This window comes from Paraburkholderia sp. DHOC27 (assembly GCF_003429005.1).
Lineage (GTDB): Bacteria > Pseudomonadota > Gammaproteobacteria > Burkholderiales > Burkholderiaceae > Paraburkholderia.
The window spans coordinates 180615-200301 of record NZ_QVQV01000004.1; the positions used below are offsets into that span (position 1 = coordinate 180615).

The window sequence follows — 19687 nt, forward strand, 5'->3', positions numbered from 1 at the left end:
CGTATTTTCCATTTTTATTTGACATGAAATTTTCATTGCATCGTCGCGGAAGATGACCTAATCTTGGTCCTGAGCGAGATGTAGCGAGCATGCGTGTAAACGCCAAGAGGGCTCGTAAGCGGCATCCAACATCCGCTCCCTTCAAAAACGACAGACCGATAAAGGTGGAGACAATGAGACTTTGCAATGGCAAGGCTGCGCTCAAGATTCTGGTGGCGGCACTGGCGCTGACGGCGGGCATCGCGGCTACAACGGCAGCTCAGGCAGCCGACGCGCACTTCGTTCTGATCAGCCACGCACCCGACTCGGACTCGTGGTGGAACACCATCAAGAACGCCATCAAACAGGCCGACGAGGACTTCAACGTCCAGACCGACTACCGCAATCCGCCTAACGGCGACATCGCGGACATGGCGCGTCTGATCGAACAGGCAGCGGCACGCAACTACGACGGCGTGATCGTCACCATCGCCGACTACGACGTGCTGAAGGGTTCGATCGGCAAGGTCACTGAAAAGCACATTCCGCTCGTCACGATCAATTCGGGCACCGAACAGCAAAGCGCGGATCTCGGCGCCATCATGCACATCGGCCAACCCGAATACACCGCCGGTAAAGCGGCCGGTGAAAAAGCCAAGGCAGCAGGTGTCAAATCGTTCCTGTGCGTAAACCACTACGCCACCAATCCGGCTTCCTTTGAACGCTGCCGCGGTTTCGCCGATGCGCTCGGCGTCGACTTCAAGACCTCGACGCTCGACGCGGGTACGGACCCGACCGGCATCCAGTCGAAAGTGAGCGCGTATCTGCGCAATCACCCGGATACGGGCGGCGTGCTGGCGCTCGGCCCGCTCTCGGCGGCACCGACCATCAAGGCACTGCAGCAGATGGGTCTCGCCGGCAAGATGTGGTTCGCCACCTTCGACTTTGACGACGACATCGCCAAGGCCATCAAGGACGGCACCTGCCAGTTCGCCATCGACCAGCAACCGTACCTGCAGGGTTACATTGCCGTCGCCGTGCTCGCCATCGCCAAGAAAGAGCACACCACCGATCCGGCCAAGATCGCGCAGTCTTTGAAATCCAACGCCAAGTTCCAGGGCCGCCTGTCCACCTACGGGCTGGCTCCTTCCTACGGCCCGCGCAATATCGGTTCGGGTCCGGGTTTCATTACCAAGGAGAACATCGACAAGGTCGTCAAGTACGCAGGTCAGTACCGCTAACGAATCTCGCATTGAATGCGGGGCCGGCCCACCCGTCCCCGCAGACTCGAAGGGTGTGCGCGCCGTCAGCCGGCACGGCCCGGCCCGGCCGCCCCCTCTAGCAATGCTTCACTTGCATCACGCACCGCTTGCACGGCGTCGGAACGACGTTACGCACAAGGTGCATCAAGGAGAGCTTCAATGGGCGTCGCCAACCCCTTTCACGCCAAACATCACCCTTCCGACAAGGACGCCGCTGCGACAGCAGGCGCCACGCCGGTCGCTTCCGATGAGCGCGTACGCAGTGAATCCTGGTTCAAACATCTGCTGAACCGCCCCGAATTCGCCGCGCTTGCTGGCGCCGTGATGGTCTTCCTCGTGTTTGGGTTTGCCGCCGGCAACTCCGGCATGTTCAACCTCGACGGCGTGATGAACTGGTCGCAGGTCGCGGCCTACCTCGGCATCATCGCCGTGGGCGCGTGCCTGTTGATGATCGCCGGTGAGTTCGACCTGTCGATCGGTTCCATGATCGGCTTCGCTGGCATGATGGTCGCGCTGCCCACCATGTATTTCCACTGGCCGATCGGGCTGTCCATCCTGTTCGCTTTCGTCGGCTCGATGCTGCTCGGCGCGCTCAACGGCTACCTCGTGATGCGCACGCGGCTGCCGTCGTTCATCGTCACGCTCGCTTTCCTGTTCATCCTGCGCGGCCTCACGCTTGCGCTCTCGGTGATGTTCGCCGATCGCACCATCATCTCTGGTGTGGGCGACGTGGCCGCACATGACTGGCTCGCTCATACGTTGTTCCAGGGCGTTGCCTTCAAGGGCCTGTTCGTGACACTCGGACACATGGGCCTGCTGAAGATGCTCGACAACGGCAATCCGCTCGTACCTGGCATTCCCAAAGTCATCCTGTGGTGGTTCGCGCTGGCAGCGGTGTGCGCTTTCACCCTCGCCAAGACACGCACGGGTAACTGGATTTTCGCAGTGGGCGGCGATGCCAACGCAGCGAAGAACGTCGGCGTGCCGGTGCGTCGCGTGAAGATCTCACTGTTCGTGCTGACCGCCTTCTGCTCGTGCCTGTACGCAGTGCTGCAGGTGTGCGACATCGGTTCGGCTGCGGCAGACCGTGGCTTGCAGGCTGAATTCGAAGCCATCATCGCGGCGGTGATCGGCGGCACGCTGCTGACCGGCGGTTATGGTTCGGTGATCGGCGCCTGCTTCGGCGCGCTGATCTTCGGCGTGGTGCAGATCGGCATCACCTACACGAACATCGATTCGGACTGGTTCCGCGTTTTCCTCGGCGTGATGTTGCTGTTCGCGGTGCTGTTCAACCACTACGTGCGCAGCCGCGTTTCGACATCGCGCTAAGCAAGGAGCTCAAGATGAGTACGACACAAGCTGCCAGCGACGATTACATCCTGTCGCTCGAAAACGTCAGCCGCTATTTCGGTAACGTGATTGCGCTGAAGGACATCACGATCCGCCTGAAGCGCGGCGAAGTGCACTGCCTGCTGGGCGACAACGGCGCGGGCAAATCCACGCTGATCAAGACGCTCGCGGGTGTCCACCAGCCGAGCGAAGGCACCTATCTCGTGGACGGCAAGCCGGTCCACTTCACGTCGCCGAAAGACGCGCTCGATCTGGGCATCGCCACCGTGTATCAGGATCTTGCGCTGGTGCCCCTGCTCTCCGTGGCCCGCAACTTCTTCATGGGACGCGAGCCGCAGAAGAAACTGTTCGGGTTCCTTAGCGTGATGGATCTCGATCATTGCGCCACCGCCTCGCGCGACAAACTCGCGGAAATGGGCATCAACGTGCGCGATCCGCATCAGCCCATCGGCACGATGTCGGGCGGCGAAAAGCAATGTCTCGCGATTGCACGCGCCATCCACTTCGGCGCACGCGTGCTGATTCTCGACGAACCGACGGCCGCACTCGGCGTGAAGCAGAGCTTCAACGTGCTGAAGCTGATCCACACAGCGCGCGCCAAAGGCATTTCGGTGATCTTCATCACGCACAACGTGCACCACGCGTATCCGATTGGTGATTCCTTCACGCTGCTCAATCGCGGCAAATCGCTCGGCACCTTCACCAAGGACACCATCAGCAAGGATGAGGTGCTCGACATGATGGCGGGTGGCGCGGAAATGCAGAAGATGATCGGCGAGCTGGAAGGCGCGACCATCTGATGTGCGTGCTGCTTCAAGCGCCGCTGCCAGGTGCCGCTGTTACATGCCGCAGTTGCGTGCCACTGATCGCGCCATCATTGCGCGCCTTTGCTTCGTAGCGTGCCTCGATATTCAGGAAATTTCATGGCTCTTACCAGTACCCCTTCTGCCGCTACCAGCCGCTTTGCGACGGGCCGTAGCCGCGACATCATCTGCCTTGGCCGGCTCGCCGTCGATCTCTACGCGCAGCAGGTGGGCGCGCGGCTCGAGGACGTGTCGAGCTTTGCGAAATACCTCGGCGGCTCCTCAGCCAATATTGCCTTCGGCTGTGCGCGCCTCGGCCTCAAGTCGGCAATGCTCGCACGCGTCGGCAACGACCACATGGGCCGCTTCCTCACTGAGACGCTCGCCAAGGAAGGCTGCGATGTCAGCCACGTGCCCGTTGACCATGCGCGACTGACCGCACTCGTGATCCTCGGCCTCAAGGATCGCGACACCTTCCCGCTGATTTTCTATCGCGAGGACTGTGCGGACATGGCCGTGGACGAAGCCGATTTCGACGAGGCTTTCATTGCGTCGTCGAAAGCGCTGCTCATCACCGGCACGCACTTCTCCACCGCGCAGGTGAACCGCACCAGCCGCCGCGCGCTGGAATACGCGCGCCGCAACAACGTGCGCACGATTCTCGACATCGACTATCGCCCGGTTCTGTGGGGACTCACCGGCAAGGCCGACGGCGAAACCCGCTTCGTGGCCAATGAGGACGTCAGCGCGCACATCCAGAGTTTCCTGCCGTTGATGGATCTCGTGATCGGCACCGAGGAAGAATTCCGCATTGCCGGCGGCAAGGACAATCTGATCGACGCGCTCGCCAAGGTTCGCAGCGTGACGCCGGCCACGCTGGTGGTCAAACGCGGCCCGCTGGGTTGCCAGATCATCGACGGCGCCATACCCGCTTCGCTCGACGACGCGCCGATTCATGGCGGCGTGCAGGTCGAAGTGCTGAACGTGCTGGGTGCGGGTGACGCGTTTGCGTCCGGGTTCCTCTCCGGCTGGTTGCGCGACGAACCGCTCGACGCCTGCGCGCGTGCGGCCAACGCGAGCGGCGCGTTGGTGGTGTCACGTCACGGCTGCGCGCCGGCCATGCCGACGCCTGCCGAACTCGAATACTTTCTCGCCGAAGCGAAGGCCGATCCGCAACGGATGCGCCGCCCCGACCTCGACGCCAGGCTCGCGCGCCTGCACCGTGTGACGCCCGCGCGCAAGCAGTGGGACGAAGTGCTCGGCTTCGCATTCGATCATCGCAACCAGTTCTTCGATCTCGCGCAGCAGACCGGCGCGGATGAATCGCGGGTGGCGAAACTCAAAGGTCTGTTTGTCGAAGCGGTTGCGCAAACCGAGCAGGCACTCGGCCTGCAAGGACGCATTGGCGTGCTGATCGACGACCGCTACGGCCAGGATGCGCTGAACGCGGCAACGGGGCGCGGCTGGTGGATCGGTCGCCCGGTCGAACTCCCGGGTTCGGTGCCGCTCGTGTTCGATCATGGCCGCTCGGTCGGCACGACCTTGATCGCGTGGCCGCAGGAGCATGTGGTCAAGTGTCTCGTGCAATACCATCCTGACGAGCCAATCGAGCAGCGTCTCGAACAGGAAGCGCAACTGCGTGCGCTCTACGACGCGACCCAGGCAAGCGGCCACGAACTGCTGCTCGAAGTGATTCCGCCCAGGCATTTGCCGCAGGCGCCGGACACGGTGTATCGCGCGCTCAAGCGGCTGTACAACATCGGTCTCTATCCGGAATGGTGGAAGCTGGAGCCAATGGATGCCGCGCAGTGGCAAGCCATCGACGCCCTCATCGCCGAGCGCGATCCGTATTGCCGTGGCGTGGTGCTGCTCGGTTTGTCGGCGGCGGTCGAGCAGCTCAACGAGGGCTTCCGCGCTGCTGCGCAATCGGCAACCTGCCGGGGCTTCACCGTGGGCCGCACCATCTTTCACGAGCCGAGTCAGGCATGGCTTGCCGGCACGATTGGCGATGACGAACTGATTGGGCGCGTGCGCCACACCTTCGAAACGCTGATCGCCTCGTGGCGTGCCGCGCGCGGCAACCCCGCCACGCAGACGAGCGCGTCGCACCCCGTTCACCAGGAGCAGGCGGCATGAACCAACGCGTCTTGCATCACGAGGCCGTCGCCGAGAGCACGGCCGAATCGACCGCACCGGCCGTGCCAGGCACGCTGCGTCTCACGGCAGCACAGGCGCTGGTGCGCTATCTGGCGGCACAGCGCGTCAAGACCGTTGACGGCAGCGGCGTCGAGCCACTGTTCGGCGGCGTGTTTGCGATCTTTGGTCACGGCAACGTGGCCGGAATCGGTGAAGCACTTTATCAGTACCGCGAAGCATTGCCGACCCTGCGCGCACACAACGAACAGGCGATGGCTCACAGCGCGATCGCTTTTGCCAAGGCGCATTTCCGCCGCCGCATGATGGCCGTCACCACGTCCATCGGACCGGGCGCGACCAATCTGCTCACCGCCGCCGCGCTCGCTCACGTCAACCGTCTGCCGGTGCTGCTGTTGCCGGGCGACATCTTTGTCTCGCGGGCACCGGACCCGGTGTTGCAGCAGGTCGAAGACTTCCAGGACGGCGGTATCTCCGCGAACGACGCGTTCAAACCAGTTTCGCGTTACTTCGATCGCATCGTGCATCCGGCGCAGTTGCTCACGGCGTTGCCGCGCGCGATACGCGTACTGACAGATGCGGCCCTGTGCGGCCCCGTCACGCTCGCGTTGCCGCAGGACGTGCAGGCAATGGCTTACGATTTCCCCGCGGATTTCTTCGAACCGCGCGTGGTGGGTTTCCACTCGCCCGCGCCGATTGCCGAAGAAATTGCGGCCGCGCTGGCGCGTTTTCGTCGCGCAAAGCGGCCGATGATCGTAGCCGGCGGCGGCGTGCTATACGGTCATGCAACGGACGCGCTGCACACCTTCGCGACCACCTACGGCATTCCCGTTGCTGAAACGCAGGCGGGCAAAGGATCGCTCGCCTGGGACGATCCGTTGAACGCGGGTGCGTTGGGCGTCACAGGCTCGCCCGCAGCCAATGCGCTCGCTCACGATGCCGACTGCGTGCTCGCAATTGGCACGCGTCTGCAGGACTTCACGACCGGCTCGAACACGCTGTTCACGCAGGCCGAGGTGATCGGCATCAATCCGAATGCGTTCGATGGTCTCAAGCATCGCGCGCTCGTCGTGCAAGCCGACGCGCGTCTCGCGCTGGGCGCGCTCACGGAACAACTGGGCGACTGGCGTGCGGACAGTTCATGGACCGCGCTCGCACACAAGCTCTCAGCGAGCTGGCGCGACACCGTCGACACGCTCACGCATGCGCCGCAACGCGACAACGTGCTGCCGTACGACGCGGATGTCATCGGCGCGGTGCAGCGTTCCAGTGCGGCCTCGACCACGGACGATATCGTCGTCTGCGCGGCCGGCACGCTGCCCGCCGAGTTGCACAAGCTGTGGCGCGCGGGACGTCCAGGCGCCTATCACGTCGAATACGGCTACTCGTGCATGGGCTACGAGATCGCTGGCGGGCTCGGCGCGAAACTCGCGCATCCCGAACGTGAAGTGATCGTGATGGTGGGCGACGGCAGCTATCTGATGCTGAACAGCGAGATTGCGACCTCGGTGATGCTGGGGGCGAAGCTGATCATCGTCGTGCTCGACAATCGCGGCTACGGCTGTATCAATCGCCTGCAACAAGCCTGCGGTGGCGCACCGTTCAACAACATGTTCGATGACTGCCAGCAAGGCCCGCTCGGCGCACCGGCCATTGATTTCGCCGCGCATGCACGCTCGCTCGGCGCCCAGGCCGAGCACGTCGCGAACGTCGCCGAGTTCGAAAGCGCGATGCAGCGCGCCCGCGCCGCGGATCGCACGTACCTCGTTTGCATCGACACGGATGCGGCCCGCACCACCGACGATGGCGGCTGGTGGTGGGAAGTGGCGGTGCCGGAAGTCTCGACGCGCGAAACGGTCCGCAAGGCTCGCGCGCAATACGACAGTCAGATTGCCGCGCGTGCGCAGGCTGCCGACGACACTATCAATGATTGAGGATGGCCGTATGACTCAGTTCGACGTACGCATTGGCATCAACCCGTTGTCGTGGATGAACGACGATCTGCCTTCACTGGGTGGCGAAACCCCGCTCGAAGTGGCGCTTACCGAGGGTCGTGCAATCGGTTATCAGGGCTTCGAACTCGGCAACAAGTTTCCGCGTGAACCGCAGGCGTTGAAGACGCTGCTCGCGCAATACGATCTCGCGCTGGTGTCCGGCTGGTATTCGGGCAGACTGGCGCGCGGCAGCGTGGCGGACGAGATTGCCTCCGTGGATGCGCATCTGGATCTGCTGGCAAAAAATGGCGCGACCGTGATGGTGTATGGCGAAGTGGCCGATTCGATCCAGGGCGCGCCGCGACCGCTGTATCAACGGCCGCGCTTTTTCAGCGCGGCACAGTGGGACGCCTACGCCGCACGCGTGGACGAATTCGCGCGCTATACGCTGAACCGTGGCGTGCGTCTTGCGTATCACCATCACATGGGCGCGTATGTGGAAACGCCGGCGGATGTCGAGCAGTTGATGTCACGCACGAGCGACGCCGTTGGCCTGCTGTTCGACGCGGGGCACATCACGTTTGCGGGTGGCGAACCGGTTGCGTTTCTCGACAAATACATCGAGCGGGTGTGTCATGTGCACTGCAAGGATGTGCGTCCCGCGGTGATGAAACTGGCGCGCAACGGCAACTGGAGTTTTCTGGATTCGGTGATCAACGGTGCCTTCACGGTACCGGGCGATGGCGCGGTGGATTTCCCGACCATCATCGATCGTCTGAAGCGGCATGGCTATCGCGGCTGGCTGGTGGTGGAAGCCGAGCAGGACCCGGTGATTGCGCGCTCGTATGCGTATGCCGAGAAGGGTTATCAAACCTTGCGGGCGTTGGTCGATGCGCCGCTGGGTACGGGAACGTCTGCAGCGAAGGAGGCAGCATGAGTTTGCTGGTAAAGGCGCAGCGCGAGGGCCAGACAATCGCGCGAGTGACGCCGGAAACGGCGGCGTGGCGCTACGTGGGCTTTGCGGCGTACAGGCTGGGCGCGCAGGAGGTGGTGCACGTGCTCGAACCGACGCGCGAGGTGTGCATCGTAGTGCTGGCGGGTGCGGTAGATATCGAAGCTGGCGATACGACGTGGAGCAGTCTGGGTTCGCGTGACAGCGTGTTCGAGGATGCGTCGCCGTACGCGGTGTATTTGCCGCCGGGTGTCCGCGCAACCGTGCGGGCTGTGCGCGATGCCGAGGTGGGCGTGGCGAGCGCGCCGGCGAGGGGCGAGTATCCGATGCGTTTGATCGAGCCTTCGCAGATGAAGCGTTCGACGCGTGGCAAGGGCATGAATACGCGGTATGTGTGCGATATCCTGCCTCAGGGGGAGCCGGCGGAATCGTTGCTGGTGGTGGAGGTACGCACGCCTGGTGGGCATGCATCGAGTTATCCGCCGCACAAGCACGATACGGATAATGTGCCGCTCGAGAGTTCGCTGGAGGAGACGTATTATCATCGGCTCAATCCGCCGCAGGGGTTTGCTTTTCAGCGCGTGTATACGGATTTGAGGGATATTGATGAGTCGATGGCGGTGGAGGACCACGACGTGGTGATGGTGCCGCGTGGGTATCATCCTGTTGTTGTGCCGTACGGGTATGATTCTTATTATTTGAATGTCATGGCGGGGAAGGATCGGGTTTGGCATTTTAAGAATGATCCTGTGCATGAATGGATAGTAGTTAGGGATGCAAAGTAGTTGTTTTTTTTGCCTGCGGCGCTGGTGGTTTGGGTTTTTTGTTTTTGGCCTTTATTTTTTGGCCTTTCCTTGCTTTCTTATTGGTCTATTTGTGTTGCCCCTGTGCGGGGCGGCACTCACTTTCTTTGCCGCCGCAAAGAAAGTAAGCAAAGAAAGCGGGCTCACACCGCTAGCTGTTAGGTGTCCACCACTGAATTTCCTTGGGAGTGGTCCGAAGACGAGACCCGCTCTCGCACCACCCTCGCCCGTGACCAGGCAGTCATCCGCTCCAGCGTCGCGCTTCGCGCCCCGCCGGAGGGTATAACCCCTCGCCAAACTTTTACAGCCCACTGCTCATTCACCACCCAAGAGTTTCCGGTTTTCCGCGTTTGGCGTTTGGCGTTTGGCGTTTGGCCGCTTTCCGACGTGTCCGCGGCCGCGACGCACGTAGTGCGGAGTGGGATGAATGAGCCCTTTGTCACGATGGTTACTGCGCGAGGGAAGCTCTCGTCTCGGACCGATGCCGCGGGAGTGGCGAGGGAGACACCTACAAGCTGGCGGTGTGAGCCGCTTTCTTTTGCCTACTTTTCTTTGCGGCAGGCAAAGAAAAGTAGGTGCCGCCCCGCACAGGGGCAACACAAATAAACCAATAAGAATTCAAGGAAAGGCCAAAAAGAAAGCAAGAAAACGCCAAAAAGAAATGCAAGAAAACGCCAACAAAAACAGCGAGCACCGCAGGTAAAAAAAACCAACCGTCAGGGCCACTCAGCAAGATCGACCTTTAACCCTCCATCACCCCCCATAAAAACCCGCCCCCTGGCGACCTCCCTCCGATAAGAATAAAGCCCAAACCTCATCGCCTCCCCGGCAGGCCGGGAAGAATCCAATATCAAGGTGCGCCCATTCGTCACCAACGAATCAAACATCTTGATGTCGCCCGACTCGATCCACACAAAACTTCCGCCCGCGTCAGCTGGTGGCCGCGCCACCACCGCGCCGCCCTCCCGCTTGAACTTCAACACAAGACCCTCATTCGTCACTGCCGCGCTCGCGAGATGCCCCTGCAAAACCGGCGGTGGAAATACGGTGTACTGATCAAACACCAGTTCGTTTCCCTGCAACGCCACCCCCTTTCGCACAAACGGTGTCAGCGACGCTAACGGAATGTCCAGCGCCCGCAACAGCCCCGCCTGCGGCACGCCCAATACTTTCACCGACGTCGGTGCATACACGAGGTGCCGCTCGTCGCGCGCTTCGATCGTGCCGGTCATCGTGGTCGGCAGCCACACGCCCGGGAAGTGGTTCCACAACTTGATGCCGCCTGTCACCTGCAACGCACCATGCTCCGGTGTCAGCTTCAGATCGTTCAGCGAGCGCGGTGCGTAGTCGAGCAGGTAATCGTTGAACAAGGCGGCCATCGCCGGCCACGGTTCGATCACCTCTCCGCTGATGATGTGAATGTCGTATTGATTCGGATCGTCCAGATCCACCGGTTGACCCGGTTTCTTCGGCACCATCTGCGCATCCAGCGATCGCACGTGAAAGCCAATCCGGCCCGACACGTAAAAGTCCACGTTCTGCATATGGATCAGCGGTGCCGGTCCTGACGAATGGCGCTCGTCCGTGAGTGCCGTGCTGTGCGACTGCATCGCGAGATCGTCAGGTGCGGGTCGCATCGAGACCTGCATCGCGCGCAGTGTCGTTTGCGGCGATGCTGGAGAGGTCGATGCGGTACGCAATGCCGGCGGCACGCTCTGCCACTGCGCGCGCGCCAGCGCCAACGCGGCCTGTTGCGCGCGAATGATGCTGTCGTTGTAGCGTGCACTCGCGCTGCCGGTCTGTTGTGACGCGGAATCGTGCGCCGCGCCCGCCAGCGCCGTATACGACGGCAAATGCACGGTCAGCGCGCCCGCTTGATTGAAGGTGAAGTACCCCGCCGCCATCTGCTCGCGATAGTGATACAGGTCGAGCACGAATGGCGTGTTGGCGTCGGCGGGTATCAAGGCCATGTCGATGTTCATCGGCATCGAACGCATGAACTTCACGTCGCCGCCCTCCACCAGCATCCCGCGCGGTGGCATGTTGCGAGGCCAGTCGATGTCGCGCAGTGTGTGATCGTCGAGCGTAAAGCTCACGCCCGCCGCCGATGTGTCGATGCGCGTGATCGTCATGTGCAGCGCCGGCGGCGGCGTGAGTTTTTCGACCTGCATCACCACGTCGTCACCTTCGAGACGCGCAATCGGTGTGTCCACTTTCAAGAGGTCCGCCATCTTGACGTGCGCGGCCTGCATCAGCTTGTCGGCCGCGACACCCGCTACCTCAATATGATCCGCGTGGAAGACGAGTTCGGCGGCATTGCGCATCGAAAGCGTCCCGCTCAGCACGATCGGCACCCACGTCTCACGATGCATTTCGCCGGTGATGCGCAATGTGCCGCCGTCCTGCGGCACGACACGCATATCGCGCAGCGGCGAGCCGGCGTACTGGAACAGGTAGCGGTTGAAGATCGCCGTGAGTTTTGCACTATCCAATGTGACTTCGCCGCGATGCACGTCGATGCTCACGCTAGTCGGATCGTCGAACACGATCGGCGCATCGGCATGCGACGGCTGCATCGTCGCGGCCATCCGGTGAATCATGAAGCCAATGTCGCCGGTGACCCTAAAGTCCACGTCGCGCGCAAACATCAACGAACCGTCGATACCGGAATCACGCAGCGTCAACGGACGGGAGCGCTGCTCGCTCAAACCGCCTTGCGATGGATCGCGTGCCGCCACGCGTTGTTCCTGCGCGAGCTGGCAGGCTTTGGCGCGTTCGAGCTGCGGACGCCCGGCGGCTGCGGCTTGCGGGAGGCCAGTGGCGTTGGTGGCGTTGGTGGCGTTGGTGGCGTTGGTGGCGTTGGTGGCGTTGGTGGCGTTGGTGGCGTTGGTGGCGTTGGTGGCGTTGGTGGCGTGGGTGGCGTTGGTGGCGTTGGTGGCGTTGGTGGCGTTGGTGGCGTTGGTGGCGTTGGTGGCGTTGGTGGCGTTGGTGGCGTTGGTGGCGTTGGTGGCGTTGGTGGCGTTGGTGGTGCTGCAGTCGTCGCTATCCGGATTGGTCAACGCACCACGCGCCGTGTTGGCCTGCTGCGACGTGTCGCGCTGTACGCCATCGTCGATAGCGGGCGCGCTCGCGGCCAGCGGTGACGTCGCGACCGGCTGATTCGCTGTCGAGGTGGCGTTGGCACAACCCGTCGCAGTCAGCACGACAGCAAGGAAAAGTGCGATCGCGGCGCTGGCCGTCAAGCGCCAGTGAGCCGCTACCCGCCCTTGCGGCAGCGCAGCCGGGCGCTGTCCCGCGCCCGACCGCGCCTGTTCGATGCGTTCTCTCGGCATGATGTCTCCCCCTCCTGGTGCCGCGTCGCTGCATGGCCAGTCCGGAACGGCGTTATTGATGGCGCGAACACGGCTTGCGCACCGGCGCCATAGCTGCACGCGCCTGCTGTGATTGTCTTTATTTGTGGGCGTGTTGCCGACAAGATTCCTGGAGGATGCTCACCAAACGATCAAGCGTTTGAATCGCTGGGCCGGCCGGGCGCAGAGCCGCTCCAGCATTGGCGCGTGCTGCTTTGCAAAACGGAAATTCAAACAGGAGAGGCGCGGAGAAAAACCGCAGCATGGCGCAAGGGATGATGGTCGGGCGAGTCGCAGCGCAGATCAGCACGTCCGCAGCACATTGCGACGTTGGCACCCGGGGTCCGTCAACAGGACGCCGGGTGCCCTGAAACCTGCTATTCGCTCGGGACAACCAGCGGCTCGAGCGCCGCGCGCAACCCGGCCGGTAGCGGCACCGGCCGGCGTGTCGCGCGATCCACGTAGACATGCACGAAATGGCCCTCGGCTGCCGGCTGCGTCTCGCCTTCCCTGAACAGGCCCACCTCGTAGCGCACACTCGTCGTGCCGAGCCGCATCACACGCAGACCCGCCTCGATGCGCTCGGGAAACGTGATCGATGCGTAGTACCGGCACTGCGTTTCGACCACCAGTCCGATGGTCGCGCCGCGCTCGACGTCGAGCACGCCGACGCGAATCAGATACTCGTTCACGACCGTATCGAAGTAGCTGTAATAGACGACGTTGTTCACATGACCGTAGACATCGTTATCCATCCAGCGCGTCGCGATGGGCAGAAAATGCGGGTAGGCATGGCGTGGTGCGGGTACGTGTTTGTTCATCGCGGTCAGTCGAGCGTAAGTGGGTGCGAGTACGGGTGCAGGTCCAGGTCCAGGTGCAGGTGCGGCGTGTCCAGGTGATTCGCTCAGAGCGACTCGGTCAGCATGCGGCGGTAGTCTTCCGCGGTTGCTTCGCGCGGGTTGGTCTTGTGGCAATGGTCCGCGAGTGCGCCTTTGATCACCTTGTCGAACACGCTTTCATCCACGCCCATCTGCCGCAGCCCCGTGGGCAATCCAAGGCGCGCGGTCATGTCGAACAGGGCCTGGGCGAGATCGGCGTTTTCCGCGAGCCCCATCACGCGACGCATGCGGGCGTAGCGATGATTGGCGACCACCGACTCCGCGCTCTCGTTGAAGCGCAACACCGCCGGCAACACGACGGCGTTGAGCGTGCCGTGATGCAAGGACGTGCGGCCGTTCACCGGCACGCCGCCCAACGGATGCGATAGCGAATGCACGCAGCCCAGTCCCTTCTGAAACGCCATCGCGCCCTGCATGGAAGCGCTCATCATGTGCAGACGCGCGTCGCGATCGCTGCCATCGTGCGTGGCGCGCTCAATGTTGGCCCACGCGCGCTCGAGACCGTCGAGCGCGATGCCATCGGCGGGTGGATTGAACGACGATCCGAGGAAAGTTTCGATGCAGTGCGCGATGGCATCCATGCCCGTCGCGGCAGTCAGCATGGGCGGCAGGCCGAGCGTCAGGCCAGGGTCGCACAGCGCCGACTTCGGCAACAGATGCCACGAGTGGAAGCCAAGCTTGCGGCCGTCATCCAGAATCACGATCGCACCGCGCGCCACTTCACTGCCCGTGCCTGATGTGGTGGGAATCGCGATCAGCGGGGCGACGGCGTCGGTGATCTTGCCGCTGCCGCCTTCGATGGTGGCGTACTGCGCGAGCGTCCCCGGATGCGTGGCCGCAATCGCCACGCCCTTGGCCAGATCGATCGACGAGCCGCCGCCAACCGCGATCAGCCCGTCGCATCCTTCCTCACGGTAACGGTTCGCGGCGGCCATGACCATCGCTTCCGTCGGATTCGAAGGCGTATCGTCGAATACCGGCACGTCGCCAAGCTGTAGCGCGTCGAGCGCGCGCTGGGCAACGCCCGCCGCGACCACGCCCTTGTCGGTGACTACGAGCGGCCGCTTGATGCCAATGCGCGCGCATTCCGACGGCAGTTGTGCGAGGGCGTCGTAGCCCAGATGGATGTGGGTGAGGTAGTAGATATAGGCCATGTCAGAATCGTCGTCCGGATGATGGGGATGGGTGCGCCGCTACGCCAGATTCGCGGGCGGGGCTGTGGTATTTGTCTCGTGGATGTACTGTGTGTCTGTCTCTGTGTAGTTATCTCTGTGCGTTTGTCTCTATGTAATTGTCTGTCGTCTCCTGCGTGCTCCACGCGCCCGTGTTTTCAAGACACGCTGCATTCTGCCTGCCAGCGCGCAGTCCCCATCTCATTATTGTCCGGGCCGTTCGACGTACTCGAAAGGCAGGCCCCGGCGACGCATCCATTCGGCCACCGCGCGCCCTGTTCCCGCGCGCCACGGACGCAGTTTGGCCGGCTCGACGAGCCGATACTCGAGCAGTTCCGGCGACAGCGCGATCGTGCCGTTGGCGCGCACGTGATAGGCAATGATCAGCTCGTTCTTGCGGATAAATTCGTAGACGCCGACCAACTCGACGCTCTCGGCGCGCAGCGACGTTTCCTCGAGCACTTCACGCGCAATGCCCTCTTCAGGCGTTTCACCGTTCTCCAGAAAACCAGTGATCAGCGCAAACATGCCCTCCGGCCAGGCGGCGTTGCGCGCGAGCAGGATCTTGCCCTCGTATTCGACGATAGCCGCGACGACGGCCAGCGGATTGTTCCAATGCACATAACCACAGGTTGTATCAGGGCAGCTCTGACGGACGCGCCCGCCTTCATGTTCAGGATCGGCACGCTGGACAAGCGGCGTGGCGCAGCGGGGACAAAAACGATGGTCACTCATGGGTGGGTGTTGTCTCTTGTTGTCTCTTGTTGTCTCTTGTTGTCTCTCGATCTCGGATTTGCGGAGCTGCTGCGGTGTTTCCGCGCAGCTGCGTTTATTTGCCGACCGGTGCAACGGACGCCGCGCACAATTCGCGGACTTCGGCGGCAAAGCGCTCCACCGTTTCCGCTTGCGTGTCCCACGCGCACATCAAGCGACAGCCGCCCGCACCGATGAACTCGTAGAACTTCCAGCCGCGCCCGCGCATCGCCTTGGCGACCTGCGTGGGCAGTTGCGCGAAGACCGCGTTGGATTCCGTGGGAAACATGATGCTGACGCCTGCTATCGCGGCGAGGCGCGCTTCGAGCAGCTTCGCCATCGCGTTGGCGTGACGCGCATTGCGCAGCCACACGTCGCCGTCCAGCAGACCGAGCCACGGCGCGGAGATAAACCGCATTTTCGACGCCAGTTGACCCGCCTGTTTGAGCCGATAGGCGAAATCATCGGCAAGCGCGCGGTCGAAAAACACCACGGCCTCGCCTACCGGCAATCCATTTTTCGTTCCGCCAAAACACAGTACATCGACGCCAGCACGCCACGTGATTTCGGACGGATGCACGTCCAATGCGGCCACCGCGTTGGCGAAACGGGCGCCGTCCATGTGCACCTTCAGATGGCGGCGCTTGGCGATCGCCGCGATTGCGCGCACCTCCTCGACGCTATACACGGTGCCCACTTCCGTTGACTGCGTCAGCGTGACGACCTTTGGCTTCGGATAGTGGATATCCGCGCGGCGGGTGACGACGGCCTCGATGGCATCGGGCGTCAGTTTTCCGCCGATCCCCGGCGCAGTCAGCAGTTTCGAGCCGTTCGAGAAGAATTCTGGGCCGCCGCACTCGTCGGTTTCGATATGCGCGAGCTCGTGGCAGATCACGGAGTGGTACGACTGACACAGCGACGCGAGCGCCAGCGAATTGGCCGCGGTGCCATTGAATACGAAGAACACTTCGCAGTCGGTCTGGAACAGATCGCGCAGGCGGTCGCACACCTGCTGGGTCCACGAGTCATCGCCGTACGCGGGTTCGTGGCCGCTATTGTTGGCGGCGATCAGCGCGTCGAGCGCCTCGGGACAGATACCGGCGTAGTTATCGGACGCGAAATGTTGCATGGCGAGCGGCGCACCCGGTCGAGGACGCGCGGAGGTGGCGGGAAAGCGGTCATTTTAGAGCGGGCGCACGATTTTGTTTGGGTTTGCATTTCGACGCCCCAAATGCAAAAGAGCCACGGGATGCGATCCGCGCGGCTCTTTTTGCTGATGTGATGCTTTGGGCGTTCGTGGCGGTCGTGATGCTTGTGACGCTTAAGACGGCGGCGATGATGGCGACGATAGCGACGCTCTCAGCCTTTTTGACGCTGGTGACAGTTCTGCGTCAAGGCGCCCGCAACGGAACGCCCTGACCGGTCAATTACAGTTGCGCTTCGACCCAGCCCTTCACGCCTGCCAATGCCGCCGGCAGGTTGGCCGGCTCGGTACCGCCCGCCTGCGCCATGTCGGGACGGCCACCGCCCTTGCCACCCACCTGCTGGGCGACGAAGTTGACGAGCTCACCCGCCTTGACCTTCTTGCTGGCGTCCGGCGTGACACCGGCGATCAGGCTGACCTTGCCGCCTTCCACCGACGCCAGCACAATGGCCGCGCTCTTCAGCTTGTCCTTGAGCTTGTCGACGGTTTCGCGCAGGGTCTTCACATCCGCGCCGTCGAGCGTGGCCGCCAGCACGTGCACACCGGCTACGTCGATGGCCTGGCCGGCCAGTTCGTCGCCCTGGCTGGACGCCATCTTCGACTTGAGCGCGCCGAGTTCCTTTTCAAGCGCCTTCACCTGGTCCTGCACCTGCACGATGCGTTGCGTCAGTTCCGCAGGCTGTGCCTTCAGTGCGGCCGCTGCCGCGTTGATGCGCGCGTCGAGTTCCTGCACATAGCGCACGGCGTTGTCGCCGGTAATGGCTTCCACGCGGCGAATGCCCGCAGCGACGCCGCCTTCCATCACGATCTTGAAGAAACCGATGTCACCCGTGCGATGCACGTGCGTGCCGCCGCACAGTTCGCGCGAAAAGCCGAGATCGAGCACGCGCACTTCGTCGCCGTACTTCTCGCCGAACAGCGCCATTGCGCCACCCTTCACCGCTTCGTCGAACGGCATCACGCGCACCACACCCGGCGCATTCGCGAGAATTTCCGCGTTGACGATGGCCTCGACCTGACGGATCTGCTCGTCGTTCATGGGCGCGTTGTGCGCGAAGTCGAAGCGGGTCTTTTCCGCATCGACCAGCGAGCCTTTCTGCTGCACGTGCGTACCGAGGACTTCACGCAAGGCCTTGTGCATCAGGTGAGTGGCCGAGTGATTGCGGGCCGTGCGGGCGCGACGCACCGCGTCGATCTCCGCCTTGACCACGTCGCCCACTTTCAGCGTGCCCTGCTCCAGGGTGCCGTGATGGCCCACCACGTCAGCCTGAACCTTCAGCGTGTCCGCGACAGCGAAGCGCACGCTCGCGTTGGCCAGCAGACCCTGATCGCCGACCTGGCCGCCCGATTCCGCATAAAACGGCGTGTGATCCAGCACCACCACCGCTTGCTGCCCCTGTGCGACTTCCTGCACCGAAGCGCCATCCACGTACAGGGCGATGACCTTCGCGTCGTCGAAGACGATTTCTTCGTAGCCGTGGAAGGTGGTCTTGGCACCCGCGTATTCGAGGCCCTGGGCCATCTTGAACTTGCCGGCCGCGCGAGCCTGATCGCGCTGACGTGCCATCGCTTCGTCGAAGGCCGCTTCGTCGACCGTCACTTCGCGCTCACGGCATACGTCTGCCGTCAGATCCAGCGGGAAACCGTAGGTGTCGTGCAGCTTGAACGCGAGTTCGCCGTCGAGCGTCTTGCCGCCCTTCGCGTCGAGATCGGCCAGCGCGCTGTCGAGAATGGACATGCCGTGCTCGATGGTCTCGAAGAAGCGCTCTTCTTCCTGACGCAGCACGTCGGTCACGCGTTGCTCGGCTTCCTTCAGCTCCGGATAGGCGCTGCCCATCTCCGCGACCAGATCGGCCACCAGACGATGGAAGAACGAACCCTTCTTGCCCAGTTTGTAGCCGTGCCGGATAGCCCGGCGCACGATACGGCGCAGCACGTAGCCACGGCCTTCGTTGCCCGGAATCACGCCGTCCACGATCAGGAACGAGCAAGCCCGGATGTGATCGGCGATCACCTTCAGCGAGTTGTTGGTCAGGTCGGCCACGCCCGTTTCGCGGCCGGCCGCCTTGATCAAGGCCTGGAAAAGGTCGATCTCATAGTTGCTGTGCACGTGCTGCAACACGGCGGCGACGCGCTCCAGACCCATGCCGGTATCCACGCACTGCTTGGGCAGAGGCGTCATGTTGCCCTGCGCGTCGCGGCTGAACTGCATGAACACGAGATTCCAGATCTCGATGTAACGGTCGCCGTCTTCTTCCGGCGATCCCGGCGGGCCACCCCACACTTCCGGGCCGTGATCGTAGAAAATCTCCGAGCAGGGACCGCACGGACCGACGTCCGCCATTTGCCAGAAGTTGTCCGAGGCGTAACGCGCACCCTTGTTGTCGCCAATACGGATGATGCGTTCGGTGGGCACACCCACTTCCTTCGCCCAGATGTCGTATGCCTCGTCGTCTTCGTGATAGACCGTGACCCACAGCTTCTCTTTCGGCAAGTGGTAGACGCTCGTCAGCAGTTCCCACGCGTAGTGGATCGCGTCGCGCTTGAAGTAGTCGCCGAACGAGAAGTTGCCAAGCATCTCGAAGAACGTATGGTGGCGCGCGGTGTAGCCGACGTTCTCCAGATCGTTGTGCTTGCCGCCTGCGCGCACGCTGCGCTGCGCCGTCGTGGCACGTGAATACGGACGCGATTCCGCGCCGAGAAACACGTCTTTGAACTGCACCATGCCCGAATTGGTGAACAGCAGCGTGGGGTCGTTGCCGGGCACGAGGCTCGACGAGCGAACGATCGTGTGGCCCTTCGATTCGAAGAACTTGAGGAATTTCTCGCGGATTTCGGCGGCTTTCATAGCGTACTGGGGACGGTCCTGGCAGGATCTGGCGACATTCGAGGGGGACACCCAGGATGCGCCAACCGGATATTGCTTAAACGACTGATTATACGGGATCGGCGCTCGCACGCGAGGGCGCGGCGCGCCCTTTGCGCGGGACTGGCCATCCGGCCAGGGTGCGGGCTGACCCGCCATACCGGGCCGGTGCGCGAGTCAGGGCATTGGCGCGCGATCCGGCCTAT

Annotated in this window: 14 protein-coding genes; 8 read left to right on the top strand and 6 right to left on the bottom strand. The window is 62.7% G+C overall.

The genetic code is table 11. From position 1 onward, the window contains the following. The first annotated feature begins 173 nt into the window (after window positions 1–173). The 7 genes from D0B32_RS16345 to iolB all read left to right on the top strand — a co-directional run bounded on the left by D0B32_RS16345 (window position 174) and on the right by iolB (window position 9219). A complete protein-coding gene (locus tag D0B32_RS16345; RefSeq protein ID WP_117335032.1) occupies window positions 174–1220 on the top strand; it encodes a sugar ABC transporter substrate-binding protein in 1047 nt (348 codons plus the stop codon). Window positions 1221–1400: 180 nt separating this feature from the next. Next, a complete protein-coding gene (locus D0B32_RS16350; protein ID WP_117335033.1) occupies window positions 1401–2570 on the top strand; it encodes an ABC transporter permease in 1170 nt (389 codons plus the stop codon). A 14-nt stretch (window positions 2571–2584) separates the two neighbouring features. After that, the gene (locus D0B32_RS16355) at window positions 2585–3391 is read left to right on the top strand and encodes an ATP-binding cassette domain-containing protein (protein WP_117335034.1); all 807 of its coding nucleotides are present in this window, start codon (window positions 2585–2587) and stop codon (window positions 3389–3391) included. Between the two features lie 123 nt (window positions 3392–3514). Further along, on the top strand, window positions 3515–5530 hold the full coding sequence (gene iolC, locus D0B32_RS16360; RefSeq protein ID WP_117335035.1) for a 5-dehydro-2-deoxygluconokinase: 2016 nt from the start codon (window positions 3515–3517) through the stop codon (window positions 5528–5530). Beyond that, window positions 5527–7482 carry a 3D-(3,5/4)-trihydroxycyclohexane-1,2-dione acylhydrolase (decyclizing) gene (gene iolD / locus D0B32_RS16365; RefSeq protein WP_117335036.1) on the top strand — a complete coding sequence of 652 codons (1956 nt, stop codon included), beginning with the start codon at window positions 5527–5529 and terminating at the stop codon, window positions 7480–7482. Before iolC ends, iolD begins: the two co-directional genes overlap by 4 nt. Before the next feature lie 10 nt (window positions 7483–7492). Next, window positions 7493–8419, top strand: a complete 927-nt coding sequence (gene iolE, locus D0B32_RS16370; RefSeq protein WP_117335037.1) for a myo-inosose-2 dehydratase — start codon at window positions 7493–7495, stop codon at window positions 8417–8419. Next, window positions 8416–9219 (top strand): 5-deoxy-glucuronate isomerase, encoded by an 804-nt coding sequence (gene iolB, locus D0B32_RS16375; protein WP_117335038.1) that lies wholly within the window; start codon window positions 8416–8418, stop codon window positions 9217–9219. The genes iolE and iolB overlap by 4 nt, the downstream gene beginning before the upstream one ends. A 734-nt stretch (window positions 9220–9953) precedes the next feature. On the opposite strand, the gene D0B32_RS16380 is transcribed toward iolB, so the two are convergent. The 5 genes from D0B32_RS16380 to D0B32_RS16400 all read right to left on the bottom strand — a co-directional run bounded on the left by D0B32_RS16380 (window position 9954) and on the right by D0B32_RS16400 (window position 16540). Then, entirely contained in the window at window positions 9954–12569 is a 2616-nt protein-coding gene (locus tag D0B32_RS16380; protein WP_259295028.1) for a hypothetical protein, read from the bottom strand. 395 nt (window positions 12570–12964) lie between these two features. After that, a complete protein-coding gene (locus D0B32_RS16385; RefSeq protein WP_117335039.1) occupies window positions 12965–13408 on the bottom strand; it encodes a thioesterase family protein in 444 nt (147 codons plus the stop codon). Window positions 13409–13491: 83 nt separating this feature from the next. Continuing rightward, complete coding sequence (locus D0B32_RS16390) at window positions 13492–14640, bottom strand: iron-containing alcohol dehydrogenase (RefSeq protein ID WP_117335040.1); 1149 nt, start codon at window positions 14638–14640, stop codon at window positions 13492–13494. Window positions 14641–14862: 222 nt separating this feature from the next. Beyond that, window positions 14863–15393: an NUDIX domain-containing protein gene (locus tag D0B32_RS16395; protein WP_117335041.1), complete on the bottom strand. Its 531-nt coding sequence runs from the start codon at window positions 15391–15393 to the stop codon at window positions 14863–14865. A gap of 94 nt (window positions 15394–15487) precedes the next feature. Beyond that, window positions 15488–16540 carry a low specificity L-threonine aldolase gene (locus D0B32_RS16400; protein ID WP_117335042.1) on the bottom strand — a complete coding sequence of 351 codons (1053 nt, stop codon included), beginning with the start codon at window positions 16538–16540 and terminating at the stop codon, window positions 15488–15490. 77 nt (window positions 16541–16617) lie between these two features. Here D0B32_RS16400 and D0B32_RS16405 point away from each other — a divergent pair, with 77 nt between their 5' ends. After that, entirely contained in the window at window positions 16618–16830 is a 213-nt protein-coding gene (locus D0B32_RS16405; protein WP_117335043.1) for a hypothetical protein, read from the top strand. 8 nt (window positions 16831–16838) lie between these two features. Here D0B32_RS16405 and alaS read toward each other — a convergent pair whose 3' ends face one another. Then, window positions 16839–19463, bottom strand: a complete 2625-nt coding sequence (gene alaS, locus D0B32_RS16410) for an alanine--tRNA ligase (protein WP_117335044.1) — start codon at window positions 19461–19463, stop codon at window positions 16839–16841. Window positions 19464–19687: the final 224 nt, after the last annotated feature.